The sequence below is a fragment of the Streptomyces sp. NPDC101225 genome (assembly GCF_044767585.1).
Classification (GTDB): Bacteria; Actinomycetota; Actinomycetes; order Streptomycetales; family Streptomycetaceae; genus Streptomyces.
Genome location: NZ_JBIWOE010000006.1, coordinates 95,581 through 109,529, shown reverse-complemented (window position 1 = coordinate 109,529; position 13,949 = coordinate 95,581). Strand labels below are relative to the sequence as shown.

The window sequence follows — 13,949 nt, the reverse complement described above, 5'->3', positions numbered from 1 at the left end:
TCGCTGTACCGGGCATGAGCGAATACCGCATCGAGCACGACTCCATGGGCGAGGTCCGGGTTCCGGCGGACGCCAAGTGGCGGGCCCAGACCCAGCGTGCCGTCGAGAACTTCCCGATCTCCGGGCAGCACCTCGAACGCGCCCACATCGAGGCGCTGGCGCGCATCAAGGGCGCCGCCGCGAAGGTGAACGCGCGGCTGGGTGTGCTCGACAAGGACGTCGCCGAGGCCATCCAGGAGGCGGCCGCGGAGGTCGCCCGCGGGGACTGGGACGCGCAGTTCCCGATCGACGTCTTCCAGACGGGGTCGGGCACCTCGTCCAACATGAACACCAACGAGGTCGTCGCCACGCTCGCGAGCGAGCGGCTCGGCCGGGACGTCCACCCCAACGACCACGTCAACGCCTCGCAGTCGTCCAACGACGTCTTCCCCTCCTCCCTCCACATCGCCGCCACCGGCGCCGTCGCCCGCGACCTCATCCCGGCCCTGGAGCACCTCGCCGCCGCCCTGGAGCGCAAGTCCGAGGAGTTCGCCGACGTCGTGAAGTCGGGCCGGACGCATCTGATGGACGCCACGCCCGTGACGCTGGGCCAGGAGTTCGGCGGATACGCGGCCCAGGTGCGCTACGGCGTCGAGCGGCTGTACGCCTCGCTCCCCCGCCTCGCCGAGCTGCCCCTCGGCGGCACCGCCGTGGGCACCGGCATCAACACCCCGCCCGGGTTCTCCGCCGCCGTCATCGAGGAGGTCGCCCGGGTGACCGGCCTGCCGCTGACCGAGGCCCGCGACCACTTCGAGGCGCAGGGCGCGCGCGACGGCATCGTGGAGACCAGCGGGCAGCTCAGGACCGTCGCGGTCGGGCTGACCAAGATCGCCAACGATCTGCGGTGGATGTCGTCCGGCCCGCGGACCGGGCTCGCCGAGATCAACCTGCCGGATCTGCAGCCCGGTTCGTCGATCATGCCTGGCAAGGTCAACCCGGTGATCCCCGAGGCCGTGCTCATGGTCGCCGCCCAGGTCGTCGGCAACGACGCGACCGTGGCCACCGCGGGCGCCGCCGGCAACTTCGAGCTCAACGTGATGCTGCCGGTCATCGCCAGGAACGTCCTGGAGTCGGTCCGGCTGCTCGCGAACGTCTCCCGGCTGCTCGCCGACCGGACCGTGGACGGGATCACCGCGAACCGGGAGCGGGCGCGCGAGTACGCCGAGTCGTCGCCCTCCGTGGTCACCCCGCTCAACCGGTACATCGGCTACGAGGAGGCCGCGAAGGTCGCCAAGAAGGCGCTCGCCGAGCGGAAGACCATCCGCCAGGTCGTCCTGGAGAGCGGCTACGTGGACCGCGGCGACCTCACGGAACAGCAGCTCGACGAGGCACTGGATGTCCTGCGGATGACGCATCCGTGACATTTCGCCGCCCCGGCGCGAACCGTGACGCGCGCCGCAGCGTCGTATGCCTGTGGCACCTAATATCTGTTCATGGCAGAGGGCGGAGCGGTGAGAGCGGACCGGGCGGCAGTCGGCGGGACGGGCTTCTGGGCCCCCGGGGCACAGATCCTGTGGCGGTACCGGGAGAACGGCGGCGCGCGCTTCCACATCGCCCGCCCGGTCACGGTCGTCCGCGACGACGCCGACCTGCTCGCCGTCTGGCTGGCGCCCGGCACCGAGTGCGTGCGGCCCGTCCTCGCCGACGGCACACCCGTGCACGTCGAGCCGCTCGAGACGCGGTACACCAAGCCCCGCACCGTCCAGTACGACCGCTGGTTCGGCACGGGTGTGCTGAAGCTGGCCCGGCCCGGCGAACCCTGGTCGGTCTGGCTGTTCTGGGAGCCGGGCTGGCTGTTCAAGAACTGGTACGTCAACCTTGAGGCACCGCTGACGCGTTGGAGCGGCGGCGTCGACTCCGAGGACCACTTCCTCGACATCTCCGTGCACCCGGACCGCAGTTGGCACTGGCGGGACGAGGACGAGTTCGCGCAGGCCCAGTGGGACGGCCTGATGGGCGCCGACAGCGCCGAGCGGGTGCGGGAGGCGGGCCGCTGCGCGGTGGAGGTGATCGGCGCCTGGGGCCCGCCGTTCAGCGACGGCTGGCAGCACTGGCGCCCGGATCCGTCCTGGGCTGTACCGTCTTTGCCGGAGGATTGGGAACGTACGCCCGCGCACGTGTCCACATGAGACCCTTGATGCGCCCCCGGTGCACAACCGTAGGATCGTCCTCCGCAAGGGTGCGCAGTAGCAACTCCCGGAGCATGCGCTGGGCTTGACCGATCGTCACCGAGGGGCGGCAGGACGTGAGCGAGGGGTACGAGGGCAACATCCGCGGGGTGCGCCCCGCGAGCCGCAGTCGGTGCGCCCGCGGCACAGGAACAGCCTCTGACCACGCGGGAATTCCGTTCCGGGGACACGTATTCCGGGTATCGGCATTCCTGCGGGACGAACTGCGCACGCCAGGCGCAGCCCCGGACGGACGGATTCGACACGCGTGACGGAGCACCCCATGTCCTTCGAGCGCCCGCGGCTGGGCGCCGCCCCCGCGGCGGACCCCCGCGGCGCGCTCCTGCACACCCCGGCGCCGATCTCCCCCGCGGCCGCCTTACCGGCACAGGCCCGCACCGGAGAGACGCCGACGCCGGGCACGGCCACGCCGTGCGGCAAGGGAAAGGAACCGGCCTCGCACCCCTCCGACACCAGCGGCCCCGAGCACTCGCAGCCCGCCGCCGAGGACCCGATGGGGACGCCTCCCGCGCGGGCGAAGTCGAGCGTGGAGGACCATCGCCCGCGCCCCGCGCCCGAGGCCGACCCGGACCGGCCGGGCGCCGAGCCGGGCCGCCCGCAGGACGGCGGTGGCCAGGAACGCCGGACCGGACAGGCGCCGGCGCCCGGACGTCCCACGCCGATGCGGCGGGACGGCGACCGGCTGCGCTTCGTGGGCGCCGCCACGCGGCGCATCGCCCGCGGCATCGACCTCGACGAGATCGTCATGGGGCTGTGCCGGGCGACCGTGCCGACCTTCTCCGACGCGATCCTCGTCTATCTGCGCGATCCGCTGCCCGTGGGCGACGAGCGGCCCACCGGCCCGCTCCTGCTGCGGCTGCGGCGCACCGACCGGATCCCGGCGGAGCGCGACACCGACGGCGGTTTCTCGCCGGCGCTGCAGCCCGAGCCGCCGGAGATGACGGGGCTCGACGCGGTCGGCTCCGAGATCTGCGAGGTCCGGCCGGGCAGCGCGCTCGCGGAGGTGCTGCGCGGAGTGCGCCCGGTCTTCACGGACGCGCCCGCCGCCCGCGCCGCCCTGCCCGAGCTCCTCGGCGGGACGGGCGAGTTCCTGGTGCCCGGCGGGCAGCGTGCGATCCTCGCCCCGCTGCGCGGCCGGCGCCGCGTGATCGGCGCCGCGCTCTTCCTGCGCCGCCCCGAGCGCCTCGCCTTCGAGGCCGACGACCTCCTGGTCGCCGCCCAGCTCGCCACGCACAGCGCGCTCGGCATCGACAAGGCGGTGCTCTACGGCCGCGAGGCGTACATCGCCGACGAACTGCAGCGCACCATGCTGCCGGAGACGCTGCCGCGGCCCACGGGCGTGCGCCTGGCCTCCCGCTACCTGCCCGCCGCCGAGACCGCGCGGGTGGGCGGCGACTGGTACGACGCGATCCCGCTGCCCGGCAGCCGTGTCGCCCTCGTCGTCGGCGACGTCATGGGCCACTCCATGACCTCCGCCGCGATCATGGGACAGCTGCGCACCACCGCCCAGACCCTGGCCGGGCTCGACCTGCCGCCGCAGGAGGTCCTGCACCACCTCGACGAACAGGCCCAGCGCCTGGGCACCGACCGCATGGCGACCTGCCTCTACGCCGTCTACGACCCGGTCTCGCACCGCATCACCATCGCCAACGCCGGCCATCCGCCGCCGGTCCTGCTGCACCTGGGCGGCCGCGCCGAGGTGCTGCGGGTGCCGCCGGGGGCGCCGATCGGCGTGGGCGGCGTCGACTTCGAGGCCGTGGAGCTGGACGCGCCCGCCGGTGCGACCCTGCTGCTCTACACCGACGGCCTGGTCGAGTCGCGCCTGCGGGACGTGTGGACCGGCATAGAGCAGCTGCGTGAGAAGCTCGCCGCGACCGCGCAGCTGACCGGGCCCGACCATCCGCCGCCGCTCGAGGCCCTGTGCGACGAGGTCCTCGACATGCTCGGCCCCGGCGACCGGGACGACGACATCGCGCTGCTGGCCGCCCGCTTCGACGGGATCGCGCCCAGCGACGTGGCGTACTGGTTCCTGGAGCCCGAGGACGCCGCCCCCGGGCGGGCCCGCAGGCTCGCCCGGCGCGCGCTGTCCCGCTGGGGCATGGAGAACCTCAGCGACTCCGTGGAGCTGCTCGTGAGCGAGGTCGTGACGAACGCCGTGCGCTACGCGTCCCGTCCGGTCACGCTGCGGCTGCTGCGCACCGACGTGCTGCGCTGCGAGGTCGGCGACGACGTGCCGCAGCTGCCGCGGCTGCGGCAGGCGCGGGCGACCGACGAGGGCGGCCGCGGGCTGTACCTGGTCAACAAGCTGGCCCGGCGGTGGGGCGCGACGCGGCTGAGCACCGGAAAGGTGGTCTGGTTCGAGCTGAACCGGATCTAGGGCGTGCCGCGCAAGCGGCGTCGTCCGCCCGCCGGCCGTCGTACACGGCGAGGGGCGCCCGGCAGCACGCCGGGCGCCCCTCGCCATGCCGTCGCTACGGCTGCTGCTGGTTGTTCGGATCCAGCGGGTTCTCGACGCCGCCCGTCGGCGACCCGGTCGGGGACTGGGTCGGCGTCTGGCTGGGCGTCTGGCTCGGCGTCTGGGTCGGCGTCTGGCTCGGGGACTGCGAGGGGGACTCCGACGTCGGGGGCTCGCTCGTCGGCGTCTTGGAGGGCGTCTGGCTGGGCGTCTGGCTCGGCGTCTGCGTGTAGGTCGGCCGGACCGCCGCGCCCTGCGTGGTGTCCAGGTCGAACTTCAGGCCCGTGCCGGAGACACCGAAGGTGTACGCGGCCCAGATCTGGGCCGGGTAGCCACCGCCGTTGACGCGGGGGAGGCCGCCCGCGCCGTGCATCGAGACCTGGGCACCGCTCTTCTTCGACTCGCCGAACAGGCCGACCGAGGTGACCAGGTCGGGCGTGTAGCCGCTGAACCACGCCGAGCGGTTCTCGTCGGAGGTGCCGGTCTTGCCGGCCACCTTGCGGCCGTCGCGCCGGGCGTTGTCCCGCACCGAGACCTTGGCCGTACCGTCGTCGACCACGCCCGTCAGCACCGAGGTGACCGTGTCGGCGGCCTCGCGGCTGACCACCTGGTCGCCGATCGGCTTCGGCAGGGTGACCTGGTGCCGGCTGTTCTCGACCGACTTGAGGATGGTCGGCGTGACCTTCTTGCCGTGGTTGTCGAGGGTCGCGTAGACCCCGGCCATCTGCAGCGGGCTCGCGCCCATGGTGCCCAGGGTCTGCGCGGGCCGCGCCTTGAGCTCGCTGGTGTCCATACCGAGGTCGCCGCCGACCTGGAGGACCTTCTTCATGCCGACGTCGACGCCCATCTGCGCGAACACGGAGTTGACGGACTTGTTCATCGCGATCTGGACGCTGATGTCGCCGTAGCTCGCGTTGTCCTCGTTCTCGGGCGCGAAGCCGACCTTGGTGCCGTGGTCCACGACCGGGCGCCTGCTGGTGCCGTCGTAGACCGTGTTCGCGGCGATCGGCTTGCCGGTCTGCGTCTCGGCGCCCCCGTCCAGGGCCGCGGCGAGGATGACCGGCTTGAAGGTCGAGGCGGGCTGGTAGTCGGTGCGGGTGGCGTTGTTGCGGTAGTGCTTGTAGTAGTCCTGGCCGCCGTACATCGCGACGACCGCGCCGTTCTTCGGGTTCACGGAGACGGCGCCGGCCTGGACGTCGGCGTCGACCGGGCGCTTCTTCGGGTCCAGCTTGCTGGTCAGCTGCGACTTGGCGGCCTTCTCCAGCGCGGCCTGCTTCTTCTTGTCGATGTTGAGCGTGATGGTCCAGCCGCCGGCCTTGACCAGGTTCACCGCGTCGTTGATGTTGTCGGCGGTGCCCTGCGCGACCAGTTGCCGGGCGAGCTGGTTGTTGGCCGCGTCCACCAGGTAGCCGGTCTGGCCGCCCATGCCCGGCGCCCCCTTGGGCGCCTTGGGGACCGGGAACTTCATCTCGGCGCGCTTGGCCTTGTCGAGCCAGCCCTCCTCGACCATGTTGTCGAGGACGTAGTTCCAGCGGGCCCGCGCGAGCTTCTTGCCGGTCTCGGAGGCGATCGCCCAGTCGTACTGGTTCGGCGCCTGGAGCAGCGCGGCGAGATAGGCGCCCTGCTCGACGTTCAGGTCCTGGGCGTCGACGCGGTAGTAGGCCTGCGCCGCGGCCTGGATGCCGTAGGCGCTGCGGCCGTAGTAGCTGGTGTTGATGTAGCCGGCGAGGATGTAGTCCTTGGACTTGGTGCGGTCCAGCTTCAGCGAGATGACCAGTTCCTTCAGCTTGCGCGAGACGGTCTGGTTCTGCGTCAGGTAGTAGTTCTTGACGTACTGCTGGGTGATGGTCGAACCGCCCTGCGCGCCCTTGCCGGACAGGGTGTTGAGCAGACCGCGCGCGGTGCCCCTGAGGTCGACGCCGTTGTCCTTGTAGAAGGACTTGTTCTCGGCGGCGACGAAGGTGCGCTGGACGTCCTTGGGCACCTTGGCCAGGTCCACGATCTCGCGGTTGCGCTGGCCGTCGCGGGTCATCAGCGAGCCGTCGCTGTACTGGTAGACGTTGCTCTGGAGCGTGGCGTCGGCGTTGCCCTTGGGTATCCCGATCATCATGTACAGCGCGATGAACGCGCCCATGCCGAGCAGGCACAGCCCGAAGAAGGTCCCGACGATCTTCTTCCAGGTGAACATCCGGCGTATGAGGCTCCGGCCGTCCTTGCCCGCCTTGCCCTTGGTCCGGCCCCGGCCCTGAGCCGCCCTGCGGGCCGCGGCCCGGCCTCCGACGACCGTCACGGGCTCCTGGGCCGATGAGGCCGTGTCCGCCGTGGACGAGCGCGTGGGCGCCGCGCGGCGGCCACCGCGCTGTCGCGCTCGTCTGTCTTCCGCTCGTCCCATTGGTCCGATCCGCTCCGCTTCGTTCATGTGTGCCCACACGCCACACAGGTTCGCCGCTCAAGTCAGCTCAAGAAGCTAACACCGTGACAAGTGGCAAAGGTCCGTCGATCCGGCCTTTCAGGGACGTGACAATCAGCACCCACCCCAACGGAACCGACGGCCGAGGGGGGCGCAGGGTTGCTCTGCGGCGTAAAGTGTTATCACTTAGCTAGATGTGCGCTAACAGTCGAGCGCACCACGAGAACGGGGGCCCTTCATGTCCGCACAAGACTCCGCACCCGCGGCCGACGTCCCGGAGATGCCCGCACCGCGGGTCCGGGAGTTCGCCGCGCACAGCATCGGCGGCGCGCTCGCCCTGCTGCTCGGACTGCTGGGGGTGCTGGTGGCGATCGTCCTGTTCGCGGCCGCCTCGGTGAGCCCCGGCTTCGCCGCCGGCGGCGCCGTCGTCCTGATCGCCGCGCTCATCTCGCTGCGTGGGCTCAACACGGTGGCGCCGGGCGAGGCCCGGGTGGTCCAGCTCTTCGGGCGCTACCGGGGCACGATCCGGCAGGACGGGCTGCGCTGGGTGAACCCCTTCACCTCACGCAGCAAGATCTCCACCCGCGTCCGCAACCACGAGACCGCGGTCCTCAAGGTCAACGACGCCTACGGCAACCCGATCGAGCTCGCCGCGGTGGTGGTCTGGAAGGTGCGGGACACCGCCCAGGCGACGTTCGAGGTGGACAACTACCTGGAGTTCGTGGCCACGCAGACGGAGGCCGCGGTCCGGCACATCGCCATCGAGTACCCCTACGACGCCCACGACGAGGGCGGGCTCTCGCTGCGCGGCAACGCCGAGGAGATCACCGAGAAGCTCGCCGTCGAGCTGCACGCGCGCGTGGAGGCGGCCGGGGTGCAGATCATAGAGTCGCGGTTCACGCATCTCGCGTACGCTCCCGAGATCGCCTCGGCGATGCTCCAGCGCCAGCAGGCCGGAGCGGTCGTGGCGGCCCGGCGGCAGATCGTGGACGGGGCGGTGGGCATGGTCGAGGCGGCCCTCGCGCGGATCACCGAGCGGGACATCGTGGAGCTGGACGACGAGCGCAAGGCGGCGATGGTCTCCAACCTGATGGTGGTGCTGTGCGGGGACCGGTCGCCGCAGCCCGTCCTCAACACCGGGACCCTCTACCAGTAATGGCACCTTCCGAGGGACCCTCGCCCTCACCCTCGCCCGAGCGCCGGCCGCAGCAGCGCAAGCAGGTGCTGCTGCGGCTGGACCCTTCCGTGTACGAGGCGCTGGCACGGTGGGCCGGGGACGAGCTCCGGTCCGCCAACGCGCAGATCGAGTTCCTGCTGCGCCGGGCGCTGGCGGAGGCGGGGCGGCTGCCGCGGGAGGCGCGGCCGATCCCGCGCCGGGGCCGGCCGCCCGCCGACCCGGAGCGCTGAGAACCCTGTGACAGAGCTGTGACAATCGGCCCCCACCTGCGGGGCCGTACACCCCGCCATGATCTACACACTCCGCGTATACATCAGGCGTATACACCGTGTGTAGAGTGCTCCGCATGTCCATCGGTCACACCCTTCTAGGACTCCTGGAGTCCGGGCCCCGCCACGGTTACGACCTCAAGCGGGCCTTCGACGAGAAGTTCGGTCACGACCGGCCGCTGCACTACGGCCAGGTCTACTCGACGATGTCCCGCCTGCTGAAGAACGGGCTCGTGGAGGTCGACGGGATCGAGGCGGGCGGCGGGCCCGAGCGCAAGCGGTACGCCATCACCGACGCCGGGATCACCGACGTGGAGCGCTGGCTCGCGACGCCGGAGGCGCCCGAGCCGTATCTGCAGTCCACGCTCTACACCAAGGTCGTCCTCGCGCTGCTCACCCATCGCGACGCGGCCGACATCCTCGACCTGCAGCGCTCCGAGCACCTGCGGATGATGCGCATCCTCACCGACCGCAAGCGCAAGGGCGACCTGGCCGACCAGCTCATCTGCGACCACGCGCTGTTCCATCTGGAGGCCGACCTGCGCTGGCTGGAACTGACCGCCGCGCGCCTCGACAAGCTCGCGGAGGTGGTGGCCAAGTGACTCCGCCCCCCGGCTCCCTGCTCGCGGCCGAGAACCTGCACAAGACGTACGGGCCGACCACCGCGCTCGACGGCGCCGAGTTCTCCATCCACCCCGGCGAGGTCGTCGCCGTGATGGGGCCCTCCGGCTCCGGCAAGTCGACGCTGCTGCACTGCCTCGCCGGGATCGTGACGCCCGACACGGGCTCGATCACCTACAACGGCCGCGAGATGGCGACCATGAGCGACGCCGCGCGCAGTGCGCTGCGGCGTTCCGAGTTCGGCTTCGTGTTCCAGTTCGGCCAGCTCGTACCGGAGCTGACCTGTGTGGAGAACGTCGCCCTGCCGCTCCGGCTGAACGGCACCTCCCGCAAGGAGGCCGAGCGCACCGCGCTGACCTGGATGGAGCGGCTGGAGGTCGACGACCTGCGCAAGAAGCGCCCCAGCGAGGTCTCCGGGGGTCAGGGGCAGCGCGTCGCCGTCGCCCGGGCCCTGGTGACCAGCCCCCGGGTGCTGTTCGCGGACGAGCCGACCGGCGCGCTCGACTCGCTCAACGGCGAGCGCGTGATGGACCTGCTCACGGACGCCGCCCGGTCCACCAACGCCGCCGTCGTCCTCGTCACGCACGAGGCCCGGGTGGCCGCGTACTCCGACCGCGAGATCGTCGTACGCGACGGGAAGTCCCGGGACATGGAGCGGGCGGTATGACGGCGCGGCAGTGGCGGGCCGATCTGGCCATGGGCATGCGGTTCGCCTTCGCCGGCGGACGCGAGGGCTGGACCCGGGCCCTGCTGACGGCCGTCGGAGTCGGGCTCGGGGTGGCGCTGCTGCTGCTGACCACCGCCATTCCGAGCGCGCTGTCCGAGCGGGACAAGCGGGGCAGCGCCCGGGACGACTTCACCTACAGCGGGAAGGTGCTGCCGAAGGCGGACGACACCCTGATCGTCGCCTCCACCGACACCACCTTCCACGGCGCGGACGTGCGCGGCCGGCTGCTCCAGCAGGAGGGGGCGAAGGCGCCGCTGCCGCCGGGCGTCGCGGCGTTCCCGGCGAAGGGCGAGATGGTCGTCTCGCCCGCGCTGAAGAAGCTCCTCGCCTCCGGCTCCGGCGCGCTGCTGCGCGAGCGCATCCCCTACCGCGCCGTGGGCACCATCGCCGACCGGGGACTCGTCGGGCCCGGCGACCTGGCCTACTACGCGGGCGCCACCGGCCTGGAGCGGCATCTGGCCGCCGGCAGCGTCGAGCGCATCGACTACTTCGGCCCCTCCCCCCACAACCGGCCGGACGGGCTCGACCCGATCCTCATCCTGCTCGTCACGATCATCTTCGTGGTGCTGCTGCTGCCCGTCGGCGTGTTCATCGCCGCGGCCGTCCGCTTCGGCGGCGAGCGCCGCGACCGCCGGCTCGCGGCGCTGCGGCTGGTCGGCGCGGACGGCCGGACGGCCCGCCGGATCGCGGGCGGGGAGGCGCTGGCGGGGGCACTGCTCGGCCTGGTCCTCGGCACCGTCTTCTTCCTCACGGGACGTCAGCTGGCGGCCTCGCTGGAGGTGCGGGACATCAGCGTCTTCCCCAGCGACCTCAACCCGTCGCCGGCGCTGGTCCTGGTCGTGGCCGTCGCGGTGCCCGCCGCGGCCGTCCTCGTCACGCTGTTCGCGCTGCGCGGGGTCGTCATCGAGCCGCTCGGCGTGGTCCGTACGGCCAGGCCCCCGCGGCGCCGGCTGTGGTGGCGGCTGCTGCTGCCGCTGGCCGGGCTCGCGCTGCTGTACCCGATGATCGGTCAGGGCAACGACAACGGGAACTTCAACCAGTGGATGGTGATCGGCGGCACCGTGCTGCTGCTGGTCGGCGTCACGGCCCTGCTGCCGTGGATCGTGGAGGCCGTGGTGGCCCGGCTCGACTCCGGGCCGGTCTCCTGGCAACTGGCGGTGCGCAGGCTCCAGTTGAGCAGCGGCTCGGCCGCCCGCATGGTCAACGGCATCGCGGTCGCGGTGGCCGGCGCGGTCGCGTTGCAGATGCTGTTCTCCGGGGTCGAGCACGACTACACCAAGTGGACGAAGAACGACCTCGACCGGGCGCAGATGGAGATCTCCGTACGCGGCGACGTCCCGCTGTCCGAGGTGGACCACAAGCTCGCCGCGACCGAGGGGGTGCGCCGGGTGACGGCGCTGTCGCTCGGCTCGGTCGGCGACGGGCCGAAGAACCCGGACAACGAGCTGGAGGTGGCGGTCGGCAGCTGCGCGCAGCTGCGCGAGGTGGCCCGGCTGACGTCCTGCCGCAACGGCGACATCTTCCGGATCGACGGCTCCGACTACGGCACCGAGACGAAGAAACTGGTCACGGCGGGCCGCACCCTGTACTTCGACCCGGCCTACAGCGGGTCGAGCAGCCACACGGCGGCCTGGAAGGTGCCCTCCGGGGTGAAGACGGCCGGACGGCGCGCGGACCCCACGGGCTACGAGCGCGGCGGACTGCTCATCACCTCGGGCGCGCTGCCCGCGGCCGCGACGCCCGGTCTGAACCAGAAGGTGTACCTCTCGCTGGACCGGTCGGTGGCGGACGCCGACGAGCACGCGCGCAACACCGCCGCCGGGCTGGATCCGCTGGCGGACGTGTTCACCCTGACGTCCACCAAGCAGTCGCTGCAGTTCCGGTCCATCCGCACCGGGCTGTTCGTGGGCGCCACCTGCGTCCTGATGCTGATCGGCGCGAGTCTGCTGGTCTCGCAGCTGGAGCAGTTGCGCGAGCGCAGGAAGCTGCTGTCCTCGCTGGTGGCCTTCGGCACCCGGCGCCGCACGCTGAGCCTGTCGGTGCTGTGGCAGACGGCGATCCCGATCGCGCTCGGCCTGCTGCTCGCGTCGGTGGTCGGGCTGACACTGGGCGTGGTGCTGCTGAAGATGACCGGTGCCACGGTGAGCGTGGACTGGGCGAGCGTGCTGTCCATGACCGGCATCGGGGCGGCGGTCGTCCTCGCGGTGACGCTGCTCAGCCTGCCGCCGCTGCTGCGGCTGATGCGGCCGGACGGGCTGCGCACCGAGTGAGTCCGGTGCCGTCCCGGGGGCAGGCCCCTTCCCGTCGCGGGGAGGGGCCTGCCGTCGTTCACAGGCTGTACTCCCGTACCACCCGCCGCACCTGGGCGAAGAGCATGCCCACGTTGACCGACTTGCGGCAGACGACGACGGCGACGACGTCCTGCTGCTCGTTCATGCGCACGAACAGGTGTGTGAGGTTCTCGCTGTTGACCAGGATCTCCTGGAAGAAGTGGTTGTCGCTCTGGATGCCGCGGCGCTCCTTGAAGACGTCCTCGATCATCACGACCGTGCGCCCCTGGAACAGGTCGAGGGTCGCGCCCGCCAGCAGGTCCAGGACCTCGGGCGGATGGTTGTCGATGGTCTCGTACGAGAGCAGCATGCCCGTGGACATATCCACGACACCCGAGGCGACGCACTCGGGGGCGTCGGTGCGGAGTGCCTTGACCAGGCCCATCACCTGGTCCGAGAAACCGGTGGTCATACGCTTCGTCGCCATCCCTTCAGACTCCTTCTGCCGTCTTGTGCCGGAGGATCGAACCGATGCGATCCAGTGCTGGTGCGGTCGCCCGGTGCAGCCGGTCGACATCCATGCCCTCGTCGCCGAGGACGACCATCAGCGCGGTGTCCCCGACGGCGTAGAAGGCGGCACAGCCATGGCTGCCGTACGTCACCGTCTGGCGCAGCGCGCCGCGTGAGGTCGCCTGCGCGGTACGGCGGGCGAGCCCGAGACCTGCCGCGGCGAGCGCGGCGAGGCCCTCCGGGTCGATCGTGTCGGCGGTGTCGGCCGCGATCAGCAGTCCGTCCGCCGCCGCGACCGCGGTATCGGTGATACCGGTCACCTGCTCCCGCAGGCCGCGCATCTCCAGCGCGAGGGCTTCGTGGTCCATGTGCTCAACTCCCGTGTTTCTTTTCACGATTCGGTACGCGTCTGGTCGGTTCGATCACTTCGGGGATCCGTTTCGGAGGCGGAAGAAGCCGTTCGGTCTGCGACGGGGGAGAGTGACCGGCGCCGGAGGTTCCGGTGGCGGCGGAGCGGGGGGCGGCGGGGTGCGGCTGTGGACGCCCTCCGGGGCCACCCGCACCGCGATGGGCGCCGGCTCGGGCGGGCACCGCAGGAGGCCCTCGGTGAGCATGCGGGAGACCTCGACCGTGACCGTGTAGACGCCGCGGCCGGTGCGGAAGGCGAGGTCGCGGGCGGTGCGGCGGCCGTCCGCGTGGGCGAGCAGGTCGTTGCGGAGCTCGCTGAGCGGGGCGGTGGAGTCGGGCACGGGCAGCGGCCGTTCACGGTCGGGGTGCACGGGGTGGGGCAGCGCGGCGAGGGCGTTCAGCTTGCGGGCCGCGTCCTGCAGCAGCCGCGCGCAGGGCTCGCCGACGGCGACCGGCGCGGGCGGCTCCAGCCCGGCGTCCGCGCGCTCGCAGTCCTCGACGCGGCCCGCGAGGATCGCGAACACCGCGTCCTGGAGCGCCATCACGCACACCACCGCGAGCTGGGCGGCACCGGCGTACCCGCCGGCGACCAGCCCGGCGGCCGGCCAGCGGGCGCCGCCGCCCTCGCGCACCAGCGCGGCCCACTGCTCGCCGTCCACCCGCCCGGACCGCAGCAGCAGCGCCTCCGGCCCCGGCGACCCGGGTGACTCGGCGGCGACGATGAGTCCGTGCCGCAGGTGCAGCACGCCGCCCGGCGACCCGGACACCCGCAGGGCACCGGTCCACCCCTCGCGCCCGCAGGCGGCGAGAGCCCGTGCCAGCAGGTCGTGACCCGACATGACACCCCCTGTCGCGTACCGCTGAGGGGGGAATT

Annotated in this window: 12 protein-coding genes; 8 read left to right on the top strand and 4 right to left on the bottom strand. The window is 72.0% G+C overall.

Annotated elements, in window-relative coordinates:
* Window positions 1-14 precede the first annotated feature (14 nt).
* The 3 genes from ACIRPX_RS11070 (at window position 15) to ACIRPX_RS11060 (ending at window position 4,605) form a co-directional block, all read left to right on the top strand.
* Window positions 15-1,400 (top strand): class II fumarate hydratase, encoded by a 1,386-nt coding sequence (locus ACIRPX_RS11070; protein ID WP_404191503.1) that lies wholly within the window; start codon window positions 15-17, stop codon window positions 1,398-1,400.
* Between the two features lie 72 nt (window positions 1,401-1,472).
* Window positions 1,473-2,168 (top strand): DUF402 domain-containing protein, encoded by a 696-nt coding sequence (locus ACIRPX_RS11065; protein ID WP_404191500.1) that lies wholly within the window; start codon window positions 1,473-1,475, stop codon window positions 2,166-2,168.
* 322 nt (window positions 2,169-2,490) lie between these two features.
* A complete protein-coding gene (locus tag ACIRPX_RS11060; RefSeq protein WP_404191497.1) occupies window positions 2,491-4,605 on the top strand; it encodes a SpoIIE family protein phosphatase in 2,115 nt (704 codons plus the stop codon).
* Between the two features lie 94 nt (window positions 4,606-4,699).
* On the opposite strand, the gene ACIRPX_RS11055 is transcribed toward ACIRPX_RS11060, so the two are convergent.
* Window positions 4,700-7,075, bottom strand: coding sequence for a transglycosylase domain-containing protein (locus ACIRPX_RS11055; RefSeq protein WP_404191494.1), 2,376 nt, complete (start codon window positions 7,073-7,075; stop codon window positions 4,700-4,702).
* A 256-nt stretch (window positions 7,076-7,331) separates the two neighbouring features.
* Here ACIRPX_RS11055 and ACIRPX_RS11050 point away from each other — a divergent pair, with 256 nt between their 5' ends.
* The 5 genes from ACIRPX_RS11050 to ACIRPX_RS11030 all read left to right on the top strand — a co-directional run bounded on the left by ACIRPX_RS11050 (window position 7,332) and on the right by ACIRPX_RS11030 (window position 12,157).
* The gene (locus ACIRPX_RS11050) at window positions 7,332-8,249 is read left to right on the top strand and encodes an SPFH domain-containing protein (protein WP_404191491.1); all 918 of its coding nucleotides are present in this window, start codon (window positions 7,332-7,334) and stop codon (window positions 8,247-8,249) included.
* Window positions 8,249-8,500 carry a hypothetical protein gene (locus ACIRPX_RS11045; RefSeq protein WP_404191488.1) on the top strand — a complete coding sequence of 84 codons (252 nt, stop codon included), beginning with the start codon at window positions 8,249-8,251 and terminating at the stop codon, window positions 8,498-8,500. Before ACIRPX_RS11050 ends, ACIRPX_RS11045 begins: the two co-directional genes overlap by 1 nt.
* Before the next feature lie 116 nt (window positions 8,501-8,616).
* Window positions 8,617-9,141: a PadR family transcriptional regulator gene (locus tag ACIRPX_RS11040; RefSeq protein WP_384250807.1), complete on the top strand. Its 525-nt coding sequence runs from the start codon at window positions 8,617-8,619 to the stop codon at window positions 9,139-9,141.
* On the top strand, window positions 9,138-9,827 hold the full coding sequence (locus ACIRPX_RS11035; protein ID WP_404191484.1) for an ABC transporter ATP-binding protein: 690 nt from the start codon (window positions 9,138-9,140) through the stop codon (window positions 9,825-9,827). The genes ACIRPX_RS11040 and ACIRPX_RS11035 overlap by 4 nt, the downstream gene beginning before the upstream one ends.
* Window positions 9,824-12,157, top strand: a complete 2,334-nt coding sequence (locus ACIRPX_RS11030) for an ABC transporter permease (RefSeq protein WP_404191481.1) — start codon at window positions 9,824-9,826, stop codon at window positions 12,155-12,157. Before ACIRPX_RS11035 ends, ACIRPX_RS11030 begins: the two co-directional genes overlap by 4 nt.
* Window positions 12,158-12,215: 58 nt before the next feature.
* On the opposite strand, the gene ACIRPX_RS11025 is transcribed toward ACIRPX_RS11030, so the two are convergent.
* The 3 genes from ACIRPX_RS11025 to ACIRPX_RS11015 are packed head-to-tail and all read right to left on the bottom strand — an operon-like array spanning window position 12,216 to window position 13,914.
* Window positions 12,216-12,644 (bottom strand): hypothetical protein, encoded by a 429-nt coding sequence (locus ACIRPX_RS11025; protein ID WP_384250814.1) that lies wholly within the window; start codon window positions 12,642-12,644, stop codon window positions 12,216-12,218.
* 4 nt (window positions 12,645-12,648) lie between these two features.
* On the bottom strand, window positions 12,649-13,035 hold the full coding sequence (locus ACIRPX_RS11020; RefSeq protein ID WP_384250816.1) for a roadblock/LC7 domain-containing protein: 387 nt from the start codon (window positions 13,033-13,035) through the stop codon (window positions 12,649-12,651).
* A 54-nt stretch (window positions 13,036-13,089) separates the two neighbouring features.
* A complete protein-coding gene (locus ACIRPX_RS11015; protein ID WP_404191478.1) occupies window positions 13,090-13,914 on the bottom strand; it encodes a MarR family transcriptional regulator in 825 nt (274 codons plus the stop codon).
* Window positions 13,915-13,949 lie beyond the last annotated feature (35 nt).

Bases quoted from the DNA above. Each gene is read 5' to 3' on its own strand.
- ACIRPX_RS11070 (WP_404191503.1), top strand. From the start codon at position 15: ATGAGCGAATACCGCATCGAGCACGACTCCATGGGCGAGGTCCGGGTT.
- ACIRPX_RS11065 (WP_404191500.1), top strand. From the start codon at position 1,473: ATGGCAGAGGGCGGAGCGGTGAGAGCGGACCGGGCGGCAGTCGGCGGG.
- ACIRPX_RS11060 (WP_404191497.1), top strand. From the start codon at position 2,491: ATGTCCTTCGAGCGCCCGCGGCTGGGCGCCGCCCCCGCGGCGGACCCC.
- ACIRPX_RS11055 (WP_404191494.1), bottom strand. From the start codon at position 7,075: ATGGGACGAGCGGAAGACAGACGAGCGCGACAGCGCGGTGGCCGCCGC.
- ACIRPX_RS11050 (WP_404191491.1), top strand. From the start codon at position 7,332: ATGTCCGCACAAGACTCCGCACCCGCGGCCGACGTCCCGGAGATGCCC.
- ACIRPX_RS11045 (WP_404191488.1), top strand. From the start codon at position 8,249: ATGGCACCTTCCGAGGGACCCTCGCCCTCACCCTCGCCCGAGCGCCGG.
- ACIRPX_RS11040 (WP_384250807.1), top strand. From the start codon at position 8,617: ATGTCCATCGGTCACACCCTTCTAGGACTCCTGGAGTCCGGGCCCCGC.
- ACIRPX_RS11030 (WP_404191481.1), top strand. From the start codon at position 9,824: ATGACGGCGCGGCAGTGGCGGGCCGATCTGGCCATGGGCATGCGGTTC.
- ACIRPX_RS11025 (WP_384250814.1), bottom strand. From the start codon at position 12,644: ATGGCGACGAAGCGTATGACCACCGGTTTCTCGGACCAGGTGATGGGC.
- ACIRPX_RS11020 (WP_384250816.1), bottom strand. From the start codon at position 13,035: ATGGACCACGAAGCCCTCGCGCTGGAGATGCGCGGCCTGCGGGAGCAG.
- ACIRPX_RS11015 (WP_404191478.1), bottom strand. From the start codon at position 13,914: ATGTCGGGTCACGACCTGCTGGCACGGGCTCTCGCCGCCTGCGGGCGC.